We start from the raw sequence: 17,657 nt of genomic DNA, 5'->3' as shown, positions 1-17,657 counted from the left end.
CCCCGGCCGGGCAATCTGCGGTTTCAGTACCCGGCAGGCGGGGAGGGGCCCCTTTCGCGCGGATGTCAGCTGACATTTGCGGATACCGCCTAGTGCTCGCCAGCACATACCGGTGCAGCGAGCATATTCGAACGTGCGCTATTCGCCGGTGGTTGACGGCGTCGCCGGACTCGGTCAGCGCGATGGCCGTGAGATGGCCGGTGGCCCGGTGACGCGCGGTGTCGGAACCGCTACGATGCCGGGTGTTCCTGACGATCGGCGAGGAGAGCTGCTTTCTGATGTCCTCCGACAGTGCACAGCCTGGGTCCGACGTCGTCATTCTCGACGACGGAGTCCCCACCGCGGCGCGCGTCTATGACGTGATGCTGAACGGTAAGGACAACTACGCGATTGACCGGCAGGTCGCCGAGGCGAGCATCGAGGTGATGCCGGAGCTCAAAGAGATCGCGCTGCACAACCGGGCGATGCTGCATCGAGTGGTGCGGCAGCTCGCCGCCGACGAGGGCATCACGCAGTTCCTGGACCTGGGTTCTGGCCTGCCGACCGTGCGCAACACCCACGAGGTCGCGCAGGAGGTGAATCCGGACGCGAAGGTCGTCTACGTCGACATCGACCCGATCGTGCTCGCGCACGGCAGGGCGTTGCTGCAGGACAACGCGAACACGAAGGTCGTCACTGCCGACATTCGCAAGCCGGAAGAGGTCATCGCACACCCCGACGTGCGGGAGATGATCGACTTCAGCAAGCCGGTGTGCGTGATGCTGTGCGGCATCCTGCACCACATCCTCGACGAGGAGGACCCGAACGGCATCGTCGCGAAGCTTCGCGACGCCGTTCCGTCCGGTTCGTACTTCTTCATCACGAACTTCACGCGATTGAGCGATTCGTCGGAGAGTGAAGAGCTGGAGCGGGTGCTGCTGTCCCAGCTCGGCACTGGCCGGGTCCGGACGCCGGGGGAGCTGGAGGGCTTCTTCGACGGGCTGGAGATCCTGCTGCCCGGCATCGTGCCGCTGGCACTCTGGCGGCCCGACGAGGTCGTCACCGACGCGACCACCATCGGGGTGCGCTTCATGACCGGCGGCGTCGCGATCAAGCGCTAGGCGGTCGACAGTGATCACCGACGGGTTTCGTCGCGTTCGTGGCTCCGCATCCAGACGACGATTCGGCCGAAGGAGTCGCCGGCGCTCCGCGCGCTGGCGTCGTCGGTGAGCGGGGGCAGCGTCTGGGGGCGGGAACTCGAGGCGTTCCTCCGCCATTGCTCGACAACAACACAAGCGGCCGCCCGAGCCACACGTGAGAGCAGAGCTGTCGAAGGTCCCGGTGAAGCGACGCGATGACGCACCGCCGCCACGGCGACGACGAAGTCCTCCACTTCTGTTCCAGTTCCAATCCATGCTCCAGTGGCGGCTGGCCATCGATCCCCGCCACATTCCGCACTACCTGACCGACGATCACATCCAGCCGCTCACCAAGCTCATCCCCGAAACCGCCATGGAACGGCGCACAGTGCACCGCTTCGCGGCCGTCACCGCGATCCGCTCCTACGGGTTTTCGCTGGAGGAGGCCACCGCCGCGCTGGATCTGCCCTATGGCTGGGGAGCTCGCGCGAACAAGGCCGTCGCCCACTGGACCAGATGGACAAAAGCTAACGACGCCGCAGCCCAGGTCGCCACAGCAGTTCAAGACGTTGTCGACAGGTTCAACAGCTTCCCGCCGAAGATCGACTATCAACAACGCAGACGAGCGCTCGACGGCTGACTGATCCCGAAAGACATCTGGGAGGCCGTTACCGAACCACTCCAGCGGCTGCAACATCCAGGGACGGACTTCGGCCCCAACAAACGCCACATCACCTCGCTGCTGCTCTGGGCTGTGATCACCAACGGCGACTACCGCGCGGCATCCTTGCTCCGCACCGGACCCAGATCAGGCCGCGGGACGACCGGTTCGCGAGCCTGACTCATCGACTGATGTTCGAGCTCCGCAGCGGCGAGGACAGGGCTCGCAACAAGCACGTCTTCGACCTGCTCAACGCGTTCGTTCCCTACCTAGCCCAACTCGAACACGCCATCGACCACGAAACCTTCAAGCCTCCGAAGTGACAGACGACGCGATCTGTCACTGTGACTGAGCGCTTCACTCGGCCAGTTGAGCACAGCAATTGGCCAGTCGCCGACAGGCCTGTCGCTGCAGATCGGCATGCTTCGGCCGGAAGACCCCCGCACGCCAGCGGGCGTACGCGGTCCTTGGCGTTCTAAGCTTCGGGGATGATGTGGTGGCAAGCCGCCTTGTGGGCCCTTGCGGGTGGCTTCGTGGTGGAGGGCTTGGAGTTTGCCGCGCTGCAGCGTCGATATCGCAAGTGGCCGTGGCAGGTCGATGCCGATGCTGCCGAGGGCGCTGGCGGCACGGCTGCCGGGCCGCTGGGCTATTTCGTCGCCGAATTGGTGCGGCTCGCCGCCGGCGGCATTCTCGGGGCCGCGTTGTCGGCCCAGGTCACCGGTCCGCTTCCGGCGGTGGCCATCGGCGCCGCCGCACCTGTCATTGCCGGCCATCTTGCAGCCTACGTCCCGCTACCTCCGATCCCATCTCAAGATGGTCAGGTCGCAGGTGCCGCCCCTCCCCCCGTAGCCCATGACGGCCTCGATCACAATTCCGCAGCAGCCAAGCCGACCCAGGAACGCCGACATCCCTCTCCTGACTCCGAGTCACTACCTGAAAGCAGAGGGATGACATGAGGCGTTCCGCTCTGTTTTCGCAGATCGTGGCTGTGCTCTCTCGGCGCACACCGGCGTTCCGGCCAATACCAGGACAACCCCGGACCTTCGGTGGCGCTCTGTACAAAATGCTTCATCCGTGTCTGGCGCGTGCCCTACCGGAAAATGTCAAGACCGATGACACGCCATCAGAGATAGCCGCAGACACCGCCTCGGATCGGGTGCAAGCAATAGGCCGGGACCAGCACGGGCGGCCTCTCGGCCGTGATGCGCTACAACCCGGAGCGGACCTGCTGGAGGCGCGCCTGGTCGGAGCGGACCTGATCGAGGCGAACCTGGCTGGGGCGCGTCTGTCCGGGGCGCGTGTGTCCGGGGCGAACCTAACCAGGGCGAACCTGGCTGGGGCGCGTATGTCCGGGGCGCGTGTGTCCGGGGCAAACCTAACCGGAGTGAACCTGATCGGGGCGCGTCTGGTTGGGGCGGACTTGATCGGGGCGGACTTGACCGGGGCGGACTTGACCGGGGCGAGCCTGATCAACGCGAACCTGACCGAGGCGGACTTGACCGACGTGGACCTGACCAAGGCGGACTTGGCCATGGCGCGTCTGATCGGGGCGAATCTTAGCGGAGCGAGCTTGAGAGGCACGAGGTTCGTAGTTGGGGCACAAGCTCCACCGGACTTGGTGATCGCAACTCTGGCTGGGGCGCGTTGGTCAGATGAGACAGTCTGGCCATCCGATGAGATAGCTGCAGCTGTGGCGCAGAGTTCCCGCCTGCTTGGAGACGGCTACGAGGTGGTCGTGGACGACGGCCGAAGCCGAGATCACTACCACCAGCCCTCCACTCCGAGTCTATGACGCGGCTTGTTGTTCTCGTTAATTGGTCGGCCAGGGCAATGCGACCACGGCCTCGTCATCCGGGCGCTCGACCTGTCATGTGGCCGGTTCTGTGAACAACGACGGAGACGGCTGCGGCATGGCACCCGGCGTCGGACACGCCCGCTACTCGGCGCATACCACTCGTACCGCGCAAACTAGCGGTGGGATAGGCCAACTATCACCTGTCGTGACAGCTCGTTCTACTGGTGCAGTGCACATATTCGTATGTGCACTATTCGGCCTCCCCGCCAGCGCTGACGTTGGCCAAGGCTGTTCAGTCAGCGCGTCACAGCAGTCCGGCCTGATGTAGGTGGATCATCGCGGCGATCAGGCCGCGCTGGTGCCGAGGGTGGCTCCGAGCAGGATCTTGAGCAGGGTGAGCGCTCGCAGGGCGCGCTGCTGGTCGGTGGTCGTGACTGCCACCGCTGTGGCGGCGCCGGCGGCGGTGAGCAGTACGAGCCCGATGAGGGTGATCAACGGCGTCCACATGATCGTGTCCTGTTCTCGGGGTTCGCGAGCCCGGCTCGTCCGTGCTCGAGGACCAGCCGACCAGCCCGGGACGGGGTCCGGCATGGGCTCCGTACCGCCCCGGACGACAGGGCCGTTGCTCGGCTAGCTGCGGCGATCTGAACAGGATGAATGCAGGATCGCTGCTGGCGGGAGTACGGTGTCCGGCACTGCCCGGTGGCCTTCGCCGGACGCTGTATCGGGCGGCACCGAGGAGGTGACCATGGATCTCACGGAGATCAGCACGCTGCCTCAGCTGGCTGATGCGTGTCGCGAGCTGGGTTTAGAGGCGCGTTCTCGCAGTAGCCGCGGCGCAGGCCGAGCGGGATCACAATCCCGTGCAGTGGCTCCGTCGGGCACCGGTGCCATCCGGTCGTCGCAGTGAGCAGAGCCACCAGGTCCTCGCAGCGGGAGATCTCCGGCGTCCCGTTCTTCTGGGGTTGTCAGGCTGTCGTGTGATGTTGCAATAGGGGCCCGCGCGTCGGTGTCCGCAACAGTTCTCTGGGGGTGTAGCTCTGTGGCTCCTTGTTGCTGATCAGGCGGGAGCAGGATGCGGGCGTTCATGATCCGGGTGCCATCGGGCAGCCGGTACTGGTCGGTGCTCGACGACGAGCTGCAGGTTCATCCAGTCGCGGACCGCTTCCTGCGGGAAATGCGGTTCGGCAAGGATCGGGCCGAGTCGACCACCAAGGCGTATGCGAGCGGGGTCGCGCTGTTCCTCCGTTGGTGCGGGTGCACCGGCCGCGACTGGCAGGAAGCCGCGCCCTTCATGGGCCTGTTCATCCTCTGGCTGCGCCATACCCCGGCCGATGGCCGGCAGATCGCAACCGGTCCTGGTGCCAACCCAGCTCGCGGCAACAGCCGGATCAACAAGGTCCTCGTGGCGGTCAGGGGCTTCCTGTCCTTCGCCGTCCTGCATCGAGAGGCCCCCGCGTGGGTCCTGACGGTGATTTACGACGTGGGCGACGAGAGAGACCTTCCTGCGGAGGTCCAGCACGAGAACGCCAAGCTGACTCACCGGATGCGGGCCCAGCACCATCTCCACGAGCCGGAGACAGCGATCGACCGGGCCGCGGACGAGGAGATCGTCGCGTTGACCGTGGCGTGCCGCTCGGCGCGCGACCGGCTGATCGTGTTGCTGTTGTCGCGCGCCGGTCTGCGCGTCGGCGAGATGACCGGCCTACGGCGCAGTGACCTGCATTTGCTGCCGAACAACGGCGCCTTCGGCTGCGCCATCGAGGGCGCACACCTGCACGTCGTCCGCCGCCCCAACATCAACGGCGCCTGGGCAAAGTCCCGCCGCGATCGCACGGTGCCGCTGGACTTCCTCGTCGTCTGGGCGATCGACCTCTACTTGCTGGAACGCCAGGAGTGCCCGGCTGCAGCGGTGAGCGACTACCTGCTGGTGAACCTCTTCCGAGCGCCGCTGGGCAGCCCGGTCACCCCTGGAGCGGTCAACGAATTGTTCAGCGCGCTGTGCACGCGGGCCGGATTGAGCAGGGCCATCGCCCCGCACATGTGCCGACATGCGTTCGGCAGCAACCTCGCCGACGCGGGTGCGCTGCTGGATGAAATCCAGGACCTGCTCGGTCACCGCAGCCCGGAATCGTCTCGCCCCTACCTTCACCCCAGCGCCGCACGGATGAGGGACGCCGTCGACCGGGTCCCGGTCCCACGGTCGCTGACCGAGGGAGCTGGACGGTGACCGCGATCGCGGACCGCGCGCCGTCCAGCGACGCCGCGGCGGCCCGGTTGTGGGCCGCGATGGACTCGGAGTTCCTGGAGGTGGTCGCCTGGGACCAGAACAAAAGGGTCTTGACCTTCCCTCAGGAACACGCCCTGCTGAGCTGGAGTGCCTGCCCGGCTCTCGACTGCCGGGGGTGGAAGCCCGTCAACGGCGCGCTCTGCACAAACTGCGCTCGGCGCTGGAAAAACACCTCGGGAATCTCGTTCGAGGAATTCCTGACGCTGCCCAAGGCGCGTAAGCGCACCGCGCAACAGCCCTGCATCGTCCCCGGCTGCGAACGACCTCGGCACACACGCCGAACCGGGCTGTGCGCCTCTGACCAGGCCCGGCTGACGAGACTCGGGATCACGCTGACTGAGTACCTGGCGTTGCCCGACCTGAGGGGCCGGGAAGCCTTCGGCCCGTGCGAGGTCGCGGCCTGCGACCGTGATCGAACGGGAACGTCGCCATACTGCTTCACCCACTACACGCGATGGCTCAGGGCTCACCGACGGGACCCTGGCCTGGACGAGATGACCTGGCGGCGCACGACATACGCGGTGGTGCACAACAATTTCGTGAGCCTGCGCGGACTCGCCGACCGGGTAGTTGCCGAACTGCTCTACGGCCTCCAACAGCGAACCAAAAGCGGCACCAAGACGTCCTATCGCAACTTCCGCCCCTTCGTGGATCGGGTACGGCAGGCCCAGGTCGCCACACTGCACGATTACGTCGTCCCGCCCACGTCGAGCGAGGTCGGCGGCCAACTCCTCACGGCCCTCCTCAAGCACCTCTATCTGGTGACGGCGACACCGGAAACCGAGCGGCATAAGGATGTCTGGGCCTGTGAGGTGTTCGGTCACAGCGGCACGGTGCGATTTACGGAGATCACTCAACCCTGGCTACGGGAAGCCGCCAAGGTGTGGGCCCTCGAGGAGTTTCACCGACGCAGGGGGAGGGTTCAGGACCTGATCCAATTCAACGTCAAGGTGCTGGAGCGGTTATCCACCAGCATGCGGCTGCAACGTCAGGACCGCGGCGATATCCCGGCCGAGCTCGGCCGGGCGGACATCTCCGCGCACCTGAACCGGCTGGCCTTCCTCGCCGATCAGGGCACCATCCACATCAGCGTCCGCAGCAAGGATCCCTACGCGCTACGCCTGATGCTGACCCGGATGCGCAAGCTCAGCTTGGGACGGCCAGGCCAACCGCTGCACGGTCTAGCCGGAGATTTCAGCATCCGCGAAGAGGACGTCCACCAAGCCGCCGAACGATCCACCGAGGGCGATGACCTGCCTCTGGACGTCATGCGGCACCTCTGCGAACAACTCCCGTCACTCGAAGACAGAGCCCGGCGAGAGATCCGCACAGCAGTGGAACTGCTGATCGACACCGGCCGACGTCCCGTCGAGATCGCCGCTCTGCCCTGGGACTGCCTGACCCGCGACGGCGACAACAAGCCCGTCCTGCTCTGGAACAACTCGAAGTCCAACCGCGAGATGCGGCGGCTGCCGATTCCCGAAGCCACCGCGGCCATCATCGTCGCCCAGCAAGCTCGCACGCGCGCGAAATTCCCGACCACGCCCGTCGCTGATCTCGCCTTGCTGCCTTCGCGGGTGCGCAATCCTAACGGCACCAAAAGTCTCCACCCGGGCTGGATCGGGGCCCTGCACCGCCGGTGGGTGGATGTCCTGCCGGAGGTCCTGGCCCCCGTCGTCGTCATGGACGGAGACCTCGCGGTAACGCGGATGCTGCCGTTCGACAAGGCGAAGATCAATCTCTACTCGTACCGCCACACCTACGCCCAGCGGCACGCCGACGCTGGCGTCGAACCCGACGTGCTGCGCGAGCTGATGGACCACAAGAAGCTCTCCACCACCCAGATCTACTACAGGGTCGGGGAGAAACGCCGCCGGGCCGCTGTCGACAAGGTCGCGACCATGCAGTTCGACCGCCACGGCAACCGGATTTGGCGAGAAGCGAAAGCGCTGCTGGAGTCCGAGCAAGCCCGGCGGGCCGTCGGCGAAGTTGCTGTCCCGTACGGCCGCTGTTCCGAGCCGTCCAACGTCGCCGCCAGCGGCCAGGACTGTCCGCTGAGGTTCCGCTGTGTCGGCTGCGGCCACTACAGCACCGACGTGTCCTACCTTCCTGACCTGGAGCGCCACCTCGCCGACCTGCTGCGCTACCGCGAACGACTCGTCGCGACGGTGGACGCCGACGAGTGGGCACGAAACGAGGCCCTGCCCTCCGATGAGGAGATCAACCGGGTTCGGCGGCTGATCGACCGGGTGAAGGCCGACCTGGACGACCTCACCGACGAAGACCGCGCTGAGATCGAGGAGGCCACCGCCGTCGTCCGCCGCAACCGCACGCGAATCACCAGCCTCGGGATGCCCCGCATCCGCCAGCCCCTGCCCGACATCCGACCGGAGCGCACAGCATGACCAGCACCAGCCCGATGATCGACGGGCGGCGCGCCGATTCAGCCCGCCGACGCCAACGAGTCATCCAGGCCCTCAACACCGCAACCAAGAACGGCACCGAACTCAGCGTCTCGGCCATCGCCCGCGCCGCCGGCGTCGACCGCACCTTCCTCTACCGCCACGCCGACCTGCTCGGCCAGGTTCACGCCGCCCAGGCCAGCCCGATCGGCGCCGAGGCGAGCACCACGCTGGTCAGCCGCACGTCGCTCCAGACTGACCTGACCAATGCCCACGGCCAGGTCAGTCGCCAAGCCTCCCGGATCCGGCAGCTGGAGAAGAAGCTCTCCGAGCAGCTGGGAGAGCAGGTATGGCGGGAATCCGGCCTCGGCGCGCCCGTGGACATCGACCAACTCCAACGCCGCATCACCGAGCTCGAACAGCGCGTCGTCGACTTGCGCGGGCAGTTGGCGCAGCGAGAGCAGGAACTTGAGGCCGCCCGCGAGGCGAACCGTGAAATGATGACCCAGCTCAACCGCAGCTCGGCGTGAACTGGGAGCCGGGTAAGTCGCAGCGGTACAGCCGAAGGGTTCCGGCCCTGCGGTTCCGTGCTCGACCGCCCGCGCAGGTCGATCTCAGTCGATCGGGACCTCCTGCTCAGCGCGTTACGCATCACACATCGGCGGGATCCGGCACGATGGCGAGGTGACGACCTCAGCTGAGACAAGCACGACAACCGGTGCCGAGCTGCTGTACCTGTCAGTAGACCTTGGCGAGCAGCCGTCTCTGGAGGATTACGAGCGGAATGTCACTGCACTGCTGATCTTAGCTCGATACGCTACAGCTATTACACCTTTGCGTATTGGTGACTCACCGACAGGGGGAGCGCTGCCGTCAGCTCAAGTCAGGGTTGTACGGACGTCCCTGGCCAGCCCGTGGCTAACCGTGCTCGGCGATCTTGCGCGCACTTCCGCGCCGGTTGGCTACGGGGTGACCGCGCTCTACGCATTGCACCGCTTGCTTGAACTGATTATGACGTGGCAACGGCATCGCCAGGACATCGCTGAGCGGGACCTACAACTGAAGGATCTGCATCGCCAACTGCTTCACGACAGGCTGGAGCGGGTAAGCCGCCTATACACCGAGAGCTCCGGTACCGAGTCACCTCGTCCGGAGCCCACGCCCAAAGACCTCTACCGGCTACGCAGGTGGCAAGCACCCGACGAGAACAACCCAACCTCAGAAGAAAAGGCGGGGGCGGAAGACGATCCCCTTGGCGATCGCAACCCACATCTGGAGACGGTCAACCAGGCCGCCAACGACCTCGGCGAGATCAAAACTGTCGAGCTGATTCCGCCGGACGACTCACGCGCGACCGGTACCACTGCCAACGACTAGAGCGCGCCAGTAATATGCAGGCTCTAGGACCGGAACGTCGCCACGACGCCGGCCGCTGCTACTCAACCCCGGGAACGGCGCTTCATGGCGTAGGTGCGTCGGCCGGTGAAGTCGGTGACCACGAAACGGTCTTGTGCGAACCTGTCTGCCAGCTCAGTGATGACCGGCAGGAGATCGGCCTGCCCACGGACGGCCACACCGACCTCATCGTGGTCGCGCACCTCGCTACCGACCAGGCGCGCCGACACCAGACGCGCCGTGTGGCACGTACGCTCCGTTCCCGCCGTGGCAAGTCGGCTGGTCACTTCACTCGGCTCGTGCTGAGGTGCTCCTGGGGCGTAGCCCTCCCGCAAGCCCAAGCCCACCAAGATCCCCATGGACCGGGCGTTGTGCGGCGACGCGGTCCAGCCAGTCTCGGTAGCTAGCCTTCGAACGGCCGCCCAACATCGCGGTACGTCCGGCACCCCGTGCGTCACGCTGGGATCCCGATGAAGCTCGATCTCGGTCACCGGCTTGTCGGCATCACCGACGATCAAGGCGTTCACCGGCCAGTCATGGTTGCGGGCGAAGTTCTTCAAGATGGTCTGGACCGAGTCGAACGACATCGCCAGTAATCGCATGGAACAGGTCCACGCGTCGTCCGCGGTCGCAACCTCGACATAGCTGGACGCGGTCAGCACCCTCGAAATCCCCCAATCGTTGGATGGTCCCAACTCGTGCTTGCACAACACCTGTCGTGCTCGCTACCGTTCGCTGACATAGCCAATGAGCTGCTGAAACTCAGCGGATGAACCCACGCTCAGGCTGGCTTCCCCCAGAGAAGTCCCGAACCTCGCGCTCGGGTCACGAAGCAGCACGATCTCGGTGACGTCGCCGGCGCTGCCCCGGACTGCAGCCGTGATCGGGATATCCCGGTGCCGGGCCGCGGCTCCCAGAGACGCGCACACCACGCTGTAGGGATACAGGGGCACTTGTAGACGGCAGCTCCAGCCGTCTCGCGCGGCGGCAGACACCGCATACGGCTCAGTTGTCAAGGTCGCCATTACGATGATCATCGGCGTGCTCGAAGCGGCAAGTACACGACAGAAACTGGTCAATCCCAGGACAGAACGTGGTCTCAGTGACTTCTCTGCACCAGTCAAGCGGACACTGAGTTGATTGGTTCGGCTACTCAAGTAGCCAGCCAACTCACCTTCGCATCTGCAGTACGTCCGTACCGTCGAGCGATCGCACAACATCTCGCGTCCAACCATGGATGACGAGGGTGTGAAGGGCTGCGGTGGCGCGGTAGGGCATCGCTGCGGCCACAGTGCTTTTGGACGACTCAGTGAGTCGGTGTCGGCCAGGTTGGAGCGACTGATGGGCGGCCTTCTGATAGTCCTCGCCTGGCATGCGCGGCGGATGGCGCCCGTATCGGTCGTCGGCCGATCGAGTGAGCAGAGCGGCTGAACGAGTGACTCGTGCGTCAAGTGACGCAGAACGCGACTCCGTTGGTCGGTACAACTTGCGTGTCATCGGGCGCCCGCGAGCGAACGATTTCCGACGGTGATCGGAGCGGGTGCGTTTCGGCGCGAGGAGTCATGATGCAGCGGCAGCCATCGCACGATGTGCGCGTCAAGATCGGTGGGAACGCCCACGGTCCGGTAGTAGCTGGCAATGGCAACGCCACCTACATGAACACCGCGATGCCCGACTCGGAGGTTGCGTCCGAACGGGGTGGGCGTGCCGATCTGCTGGCGGCGTACCGGGTTGTGGTGACCACGGACGTGCAGGGGTCGAGTTCGCGCAACAACAACGGGCAACGGCGTATGCGCCCAGCATTGGAGGAGTGTTTCCAGACGGGGGCGATGGCGCTGGGCGTGTCACGGGAGGTCTTCGAGCCGGTCGACCGCGGTGATGGTCTTCAGGTGGTGATGCCCGAGGCGGTCACGGTGGTCGACGTCCTCGACACCTTCATCGAGGCGGTCGCGAAGGCGCTGCGGGAGTACAACGAGGCGGCTAGTGACGCGTACCGGATCGACCTGCGGACCGCGGTGCACGTCGGCTATGTCGACCGGGTGGGCGGTGAGTGGTCGGGGACCCCGTTGGTGCACGCGGCACGTCTGGTGGACGCGCCCGAGGTGAAGCACGTCCTCGGTGAAGCCAGCGACGCGTGCCTGGCGCTGGTGGTGTCGGACGCGGCGAAACACGTGGTGAACGAGGGGTATTGCAGGGTCGGCCCCACCGGCTACCGGCAGGTCGCGGTGGTCGTCAAGGAGACGTCGTGCGATGCCTGGTGGCGGTTGTTGTGACCGAACCTTTCGGTGCTGGGGTTTCTCACGTTACGAGGAGGGAATGTTCGTGAGCCGGACAGAGGACGACCTCGGACATCCGGACGAGGACGGTCAAGGCCCCGCGCGGGGCGTTGAGAGCATTAGTTACAGCATCGAGGTCGGCGGGAGCACCGACGGGGCGGTGGTCGCCGGGGACTACAACCTCGTGATCGACGCGCGACACGGATCGTCCGTCACGGTGGGAAGAGTCGAGCGGGAGCGGCCCGTGCCTTTGCGCCGGGATCGGATCTCTGTTCTTCCCCGGCGCACGCGCGAGCCGCTCGGGCGCGAAGCGGACACGGCGACGCTGGCCAGCGCCATCGCCGCGGGTGGTCTGGTGCAGCTGTGCGGACCGGCCGGGATCGGCAAGAGCACTTTGCTGCGTCACCTGGCGCGTACGGCCGAGAACGGACCCGACGGCGTGGTGTTCGTCGGTGCCACGCACAAGCAGGTCGCCGATCTCGCGCAGGAGGTGTTCGAGGCCTGCTACCGGACCTCGGGCTACGCACCGTCCCGGATCGACCTGCGCGCACTGCTGGCCGGTCTGCGGATCACGGTGTACGTCGACGACGCCGACCTGACGATCGACCAGCTGCGAGAGCTCGCCGACTTGGCGCCCGACGCGACCTTCGTCGTGGCCTGTCGGGACAGCACGCTGCTGGGAGACGGTGCCGTGCACCACCTGGACGGCCTCAGCCGGGACAAGGCGACGCGACTGCTAACCCAAGCCCTCGGCAGGCCATTGCACGACGCGGAACGTGCCACAGCGTTGAACCTGTGGCACGTGTCCGGCGGGAACCCGCTGCTCCTGCTGCGCGCGGCCGGGATGTCGGGATCCGACTGGTCGGCACTGCCTGCGCCCGGCGCAGTCGAAGACCTGCTGCCGCAGTTACTCGAACAGCTCGACGACTCCGCGATGAACACGCTGAACCTCCTCACGGCATTGCAGGACGCCGAACTCGCCGCTGAGCACATCGGTGTCCTGTCGGGCGAACCGGATCCGGCCGCGCTGTGCGAGCGCCTCACCGACCTCGGGCTCGTGACACCGGGCGAACACGGCTACCGGTGCGCACCGGGCGTGGCGCCGGCCGTGAGGCACCGCGACCCCGCAGCGGTCCCAGTCGAGCGACTGTGCCGGTACTTCACCCGGTGGGCGGCCGATCCGGCCACCACACCGGCCCAGGTCGCCGCTCACAGCAGGGCGATCGAAAGGGTCGCCGGCCTCGCGACGAACGCCGGGATGCCCGAACTTACCGTGGCGCTCGGCCGAGCCGCATCACCGAAGTTGGCACACTCACTGCGGTTCGACGCCTGGGGACGAACGCTGGGCCGAGGCTGGACGGGTGCCCGACGTGCGGGAGACCCAGAGGCCGAGGCGTACTTCACCCACGAGGAAGGCATCCGCTGCCTGGTCACAGGTCGGCGCGTCGCGGCGGCGGCCCTGCTGACACAGGCGGCCGTGCTGTGGCATGTCCTCGGCGACGACCAGGGCAGAACCACCGCCTCCGACGCTCACCAGTTCCTGCCGCAGGAACTCCAGCCGCCCCGCCGACTCGACACACCGGCGCAAGCCGTCCCCGACGACGGCGACACCTCCCACGCCGTGGCCGACCACATGACCGACCTCGAACACACGCCGCCGGAACCCTCGTCAGTCACCAACTACGACAGCGTCGACCCGGACTACTCCAGCACCGACTTCGCCGACAGCACCGATGTCGAGGTGCCTCCCGACCCCGACCCGGCCCCAGCGCTCGGCAACTCCACCACCGCGCCGGGCGGCGGTGACCTCGGCCTGACCACCGACGTGACAAGTCCGGCACTAGCCAACAGCGCCACCGGAGCGACCGCCGCCACCGGGGCAACGGCGGGAACCGGGGCAACGGCGGGAACCGCCGCTCAGGGCGGCTCGCTGCTGGCCACGCTTCTCGTCACGCTCGCGATCGCTGGTGTCGTCGCCCTCATCGCCTACGACCAGAACAAGGAAACCGAGACCGCAGGCAGTTGGCCGACCACGACTACCAGTGAGGGAGAGACAGGCGTCGCGAATGACCAGCGAACCGGCGTCGCAGATACCTCAGAGACTGCCGCAGATACCTCAGAGACTGAGGTCACGAACAGGCGACAGACCGGGGTCGCCGGCACCTGGAGCAAGGGCCAGGACGAGTTCAGCATCGAGGAATCCGAGCCTGGCGTGTACCTCGTACGTACGACCTGCGGCGACACCGTCGAACTGATCGGTGATGACACGGAAGCCACCGGGAGGAGTCCGGCCCGGACTCGCGATAGCGGCGGCGACGACTGCGGTCCCATCATCGGGTACGACACGGTCACGATCACGGTGGGTTCGGATCAGGACACCGCCTGGTGGACGGTGACGATGCCGTCTGACGAAGAGGGGCTGAGGACTTGCCATTCCTGCGGGACGAGCACCTTGACCCGCGCCGGGTAGTCACTGCCCGCATCTCACCACGGCCTGACGCTCACCGACCGAGACTGTCTACATATGCCACAGCATCCTTCCGGCTGCGCCGGTCACGCGGTGGACGCTGGTGCCGTCCGCTGGAGACGAAGTCGGCGAACCCCTCAGCCATGCACACGATGAAGTACATGGTGGGTCGACGGTCTCACCGACGTTGTCGTGTTGCCGCCGGAGGACCCGGTCGGGGCCGGTCTGAGCCGGCTCCGCCACGGCGGATCCCTCGCGGGTCAGGAGAGCAAGAGCTGTGCGTCAGGCCATGACCTCCACGGTCGCAGTCCCTCTCGACGGGAGTCACGGCCATGCGAGCGAATCAGATCGTCACGGCCTCGTCGGCGGCCGGTGCGGCGCCCGCTTCGGCGACCGAGGCGGCGTCGCTATTCGCCGAATCTGCCCAGTAGTTGGACATTCTGTCGTTGATCTTGCTCAGGCAGACGTGGCACAGCACGCCTTTGTCCTGGTCCTCAGCCGGTGCGTCGCCGCATTTGAAACACATGCGGATCTTGTCTATCGCTGTCACAGCCCTGACACTAGACCACCCGGGGGCGTATCCTCTCGCGCACATGTTCGACGCGCAGTGGGGCGCACTGTTGTGGCAGATGCAACTTTGCTGTTGTGACGACAGCTGTTAGTTGGCACCACGATTTCGCCTGACGTGGCGTTCCTTGGTCGGGTACAGGTGATGGATGGCATGAACGACAGGTGCTGCCTGACACGAAACCTGGCGGCGTGTCGTGTGTTGGTGGCGAGTTTGAACTCCCCGCCGACGGCGGGTTAGCGGAGAGCTACCTGGCCGTGCGCCCGGTTATGGAGCGTGGCTATCGACAGAAGCAGCCATAGCCCGTAACGAGCGGCCCGTCCGTCTGGAGTGGCTTCGATCTGTCATCTGCCAAGGCTGAAGCGCCAGCCGTGGGACCTGCAACAGCAGTGCCGGAGTGGAACGGGTTATTGGACGATTCGTTGGGCTGCCGCGCTTCTGAAACGACCGGTATGCGGCATGACAGGACGTTCGCTTTTGATCGATCGCCCTTGGCACGGCTCGGGCGCGTGTCGCGCTCACTTCGATCGATGTCCACCGCCGCAGGGCCTCGGCTCCGATCACCACGCGGACCCGATCGTCCCCCGCCATGCGCGCTCCTGAACAGGCCGACACCTGCTCACACCTATCCCGTCCCGCGACTCCGAGGTCACCCGCGCCAGGTCAGCTTCAGGTGGCGCTGGATCTCGCGGTGTGGAAAGCGCACCGCGCTGCCCGCCGGATGCAGCAGCCGGTTCTCGGCGGCCCACCGAAGAAACTCGACGTACCGCCGGGGCCCACGTCCCTGCCGAGCGATCTCTCGGAACAGCAAACGGTACTGAAGGACCGGCATCCCACCGAAGACGAGCCAGGTGCTGCCGATGTTCAGAACGGCCAGCGGCAAGCAGAACACCACGGCGTACTCCAACCCGGCCGGCAACGAGAGAGCAAACCGGACCGCCGTAACCGGCAAGCCGATCAGCAGCGCGGCCCGCCAGGCATTCATCAGCGAGCGCCGCAGACGGACCCCGGGCGCGGTCCTGGCCCGGTTGGACTCCGCCACCGACCGCACTGTCAAGGCGAGCACGACCGGAGCGGCATACACAAAGACCGCCCCCGTGGTCACGACCACCGGCACGGACACTGGCGATCTGCCAAGCGCGGCCGCCAGCACCATGGCGCCCGCGAAGATCAGAAGCCCGGTGATCCCTAACCCGACTGGCCAGCGGCCCCGCACCCGCCACGTCAACCTGATCGGCTCGCCTGGGACCAGGTGATTCATCCGGAGGGTGTAAGAGGTCGCGAACAAGATCACGAACGAGTGAAAGACCAGTTGGGGCAGGCTGCGCAAGGCGGCGGCATTGGCGGTAACGACCGCGCCCCCAACCAGGACGGCGACCGCCGTGGCGATCATCGTCCGGCCAGTACGGCTGATCAGGTTCGTGTTGTCTCCAGGTTCCAGCACAGCGGGCAACCACGAGGCGGGGATGCGGTCGACGTAAAACTCCCGCGCACCGCGCATGGACATCCACGCTGCCAGCCAAGCCAGCCACCGGCGTGCGTCGTCGCCGCCCGCCGCACCCGGCGGACGGCCACCTCGGGCGATCAGGGCATCGACGTAGAGGCCCAGGACCTGCCTGCGCCGATCCTTGTGCCGGCTCACAAGCCGTAGAGGCGTCGTGGGTGCGATCGCGGCCAGGGTCGCAATCGCACCCAACATCAGTGGCTCGCGCACCATCGACCACCACTGCGAGTCTTTCTCCGACACCGCGACGACAGAGTCGGCTGCGGGGCTGCCAAGCGCTTTCAGGTAGGCCACGGCCTCGTCGCGACTCGGCTTGCACACCTGCACCGCGAGCCCGATCGCCGTGGGCGCATCGAGCCCTTCGAAGTCCTGTTCGCGGCACGCGACTACCACGGGACACGCGCCCGCATCCAGAAACCTGTCCAGCGCCGCGAGGAAATCGGCCTTTCGCCCGCCCGCGTCCTCAAGCGCGTCGACCAAGAGCACAATGGCGCGAGCCGACACCCACTTGCGCGCGACTGCGGGGGACACTCCGGGGTAGGCGTCGGCCACTGCCCCGGGCAGCCAGGTCTCAAGCCTGCCGCCCGTCCATGCGCCTGGGGTGACCACGACGGGGACCACCGGCTCGTCCCGACCTTGCTCAGCCACGCACAAACGCTCGCACAGCTCGTTGAGCAGAGTGCTCTTGCCCCCGCCGCCGGCGCCGAGAAGAAGCATGGCCCGGCCGGCGCCGTCGAACGCCGCGCCGACGTCGGCGAACTCCTCCGCGGCAACCCCGGTCTTGCGAAAACTGGCTACGTCCGGCCGGCTGCGCAGCACGAGCGGCAGTCGCGGCACCTCCGCAAACACCCGGTCGAGCTCGGCGCGGCTTGCGGCCGCGATCTGCCGGACCCAGAGGCCGCGGGCCACCCGGTCGCGGACCTCTGGGCTCGACAACCCGGCCCACCACCCTGCCACCATCGCAGCCAGTGCGCTGGGGACTGCAGCGATGCCGATCGCGTCGCCGCTGGACTTGTCCAGAGCGGCCTCGCAAAACCACCACGCCGCGGCGAACACGGCCGTACCGAGGAGGACAGCGAGTGTCCATCGCTTCCACCGTGCCACCGTTCCTCCCGGAAAGCTTGAGCCGCGATGTCGCCGCGCCCCCGATCGCGTCCTGTGCGCGCTCAAGCGCGTCCAAG

15 protein-coding genes are annotated in these 17,657 nt (G+C 66.4%); 11 read left to right on the top strand and 4 right to left on the bottom strand.

Annotation, left to right across the window (positions count from 1 at the left end):
- Window positions 1-278 precede the first annotated feature (278 nt).
- The 5 genes from DL991_RS10700 (at window position 279) to DL991_RS43725 (ending at window position 3,571) form a co-directional block, all read left to right on the top strand.
- Window positions 279-1,100 (top strand): SAM-dependent methyltransferase, encoded by an 822-nt coding sequence (locus DL991_RS10700; RefSeq protein ID WP_125783513.1) that lies wholly within the window; start codon window positions 279-281, stop codon window positions 1,098-1,100.
- Window positions 1,101-1,392: 292 nt separating this feature from the next.
- Window positions 1,393-1,758, top strand: a complete 366-nt coding sequence (locus tag DL991_RS10695) for a hypothetical protein (RefSeq protein WP_125783511.1) — start codon at window positions 1,393-1,395, stop codon at window positions 1,756-1,758.
- Window positions 1,759-1,970: 212 nt separating this feature from the next.
- Window positions 1,971-2,102, top strand: coding sequence for a hypothetical protein (locus DL991_RS43730; RefSeq protein WP_255433244.1), 132 nt, complete (start codon window positions 1,971-1,973; stop codon window positions 2,100-2,102).
- A 165-nt stretch (window positions 2,103-2,267) separates the two neighbouring features.
- A complete protein-coding gene (locus DL991_RS10690; RefSeq protein WP_125783509.1) occupies window positions 2,268-2,735 on the top strand; it encodes a hypothetical protein in 468 nt (155 codons plus the stop codon).
- Complete coding sequence (locus DL991_RS43725; protein ID WP_125783507.1) at window positions 2,732-3,571, top strand: pentapeptide repeat-containing protein; 840 nt, start codon at window positions 2,732-2,734, stop codon at window positions 3,569-3,571. Before DL991_RS10690 ends, DL991_RS43725 begins: the two co-directional genes overlap by 4 nt.
- A gap of 348 nt (window positions 3,572-3,919) precedes the next feature.
- Here the strand turns inward: DL991_RS43725 and DL991_RS42610 are convergent, their stop codons facing one another.
- On the bottom strand, window positions 3,920-4,081 hold the full coding sequence (locus DL991_RS42610) for a hypothetical protein (RefSeq protein ID WP_158634419.1): 162 nt from the start codon (window positions 4,079-4,081) through the stop codon (window positions 3,920-3,922).
- Window positions 4,082-4,661: 580 nt separating this feature from the next.
- Here DL991_RS42610 and DL991_RS10680 point away from each other — a divergent pair.
- The 4 genes from DL991_RS10680 (at window position 4,662) to DL991_RS10665 (ending at window position 9,643) form a co-directional block, all read left to right on the top strand.
- A complete protein-coding gene (locus DL991_RS10680; RefSeq protein ID WP_199753909.1) occupies window positions 4,662-5,804 on the top strand; it encodes a tyrosine-type recombinase/integrase in 1,143 nt (380 codons plus the stop codon).
- A complete protein-coding gene (locus tag DL991_RS42915) occupies window positions 5,801-8,269 on the top strand; it encodes a site-specific integrase (protein WP_199753908.1) in 2,469 nt (822 codons plus the stop codon). The genes DL991_RS10680 and DL991_RS42915 overlap by 4 nt, the downstream gene beginning before the upstream one ends.
- A complete protein-coding gene (locus DL991_RS10670; RefSeq protein ID WP_125783503.1) occupies window positions 8,266-8,796 on the top strand; it encodes a DUF6262 family protein in 531 nt (176 codons plus the stop codon). Before DL991_RS42915 ends, DL991_RS10670 begins: the two co-directional genes overlap by 4 nt.
- A 154-nt stretch (window positions 8,797-8,950) precedes the next feature.
- Window positions 8,951-9,643, top strand: coding sequence for a hypothetical protein (locus tag DL991_RS10665; RefSeq protein WP_125783501.1), 693 nt, complete (start codon window positions 8,951-8,953; stop codon window positions 9,641-9,643).
- Between the two features lie 62 nt (window positions 9,644-9,705).
- Here the strand turns inward: DL991_RS10665 and DL991_RS10660 are convergent, their stop codons facing one another.
- The gene (locus DL991_RS10660) at window positions 9,706-10,323 is read right to left on the bottom strand and encodes a hypothetical protein (RefSeq protein WP_125783499.1); all 618 of its coding nucleotides are present in this window, start codon (window positions 10,321-10,323) and stop codon (window positions 9,706-9,708) included.
- Window positions 10,324-11,226: 903 nt separating this feature from the next.
- On the opposite strand from DL991_RS10660, the gene DL991_RS10655 reads away from it, so the two are divergent.
- Window positions 11,227-11,934 (top strand): hypothetical protein, encoded by a 708-nt coding sequence (locus DL991_RS10655; protein ID WP_125783497.1) that lies wholly within the window; start codon window positions 11,227-11,229, stop codon window positions 11,932-11,934.
- 49 nt (window positions 11,935-11,983) lie between these two features.
- A complete protein-coding gene (locus DL991_RS10650) occupies window positions 11,984-14,407 on the top strand; it encodes an ATP-binding protein (RefSeq protein WP_125783495.1) in 2,424 nt (807 codons plus the stop codon).
- A gap of 340 nt (window positions 14,408-14,747) precedes the next feature.
- On the opposite strand, the gene DL991_RS10645 is transcribed toward DL991_RS10650, so the two are convergent.
- Both DL991_RS10645 and DL991_RS10640 read right to left on the bottom strand, forming a co-directional pair.
- Window positions 14,748-14,954, bottom strand: a complete 207-nt coding sequence (locus DL991_RS10645; RefSeq protein ID WP_125783493.1) for a hypothetical protein — start codon at window positions 14,952-14,954, stop codon at window positions 14,748-14,750.
- A gap of 667 nt (window positions 14,955-15,621) precedes the next feature.
- On the bottom strand, window positions 15,622-17,532 hold the full coding sequence (locus DL991_RS10640) for a hypothetical protein (protein ID WP_125783491.1): 1,911 nt from the start codon (window positions 17,530-17,532) through the stop codon (window positions 15,622-15,624).
- Between the last annotated feature and the right edge of the window lie 125 nt (window positions 17,533-17,657).

Origin of the sequence: Amycolatopsis sp. WAC 01375 (assembly GCF_003947325.1) — a bacterium.
Taxonomy (GTDB): domain Bacteria; phylum Actinomycetota; class Actinomycetes; order Mycobacteriales; family Pseudonocardiaceae; genus Amycolatopsis.
Note: the sequence above shows the minus strand (reverse complement) of the source record. Positions and strands in the feature narration are given on the sequence as shown.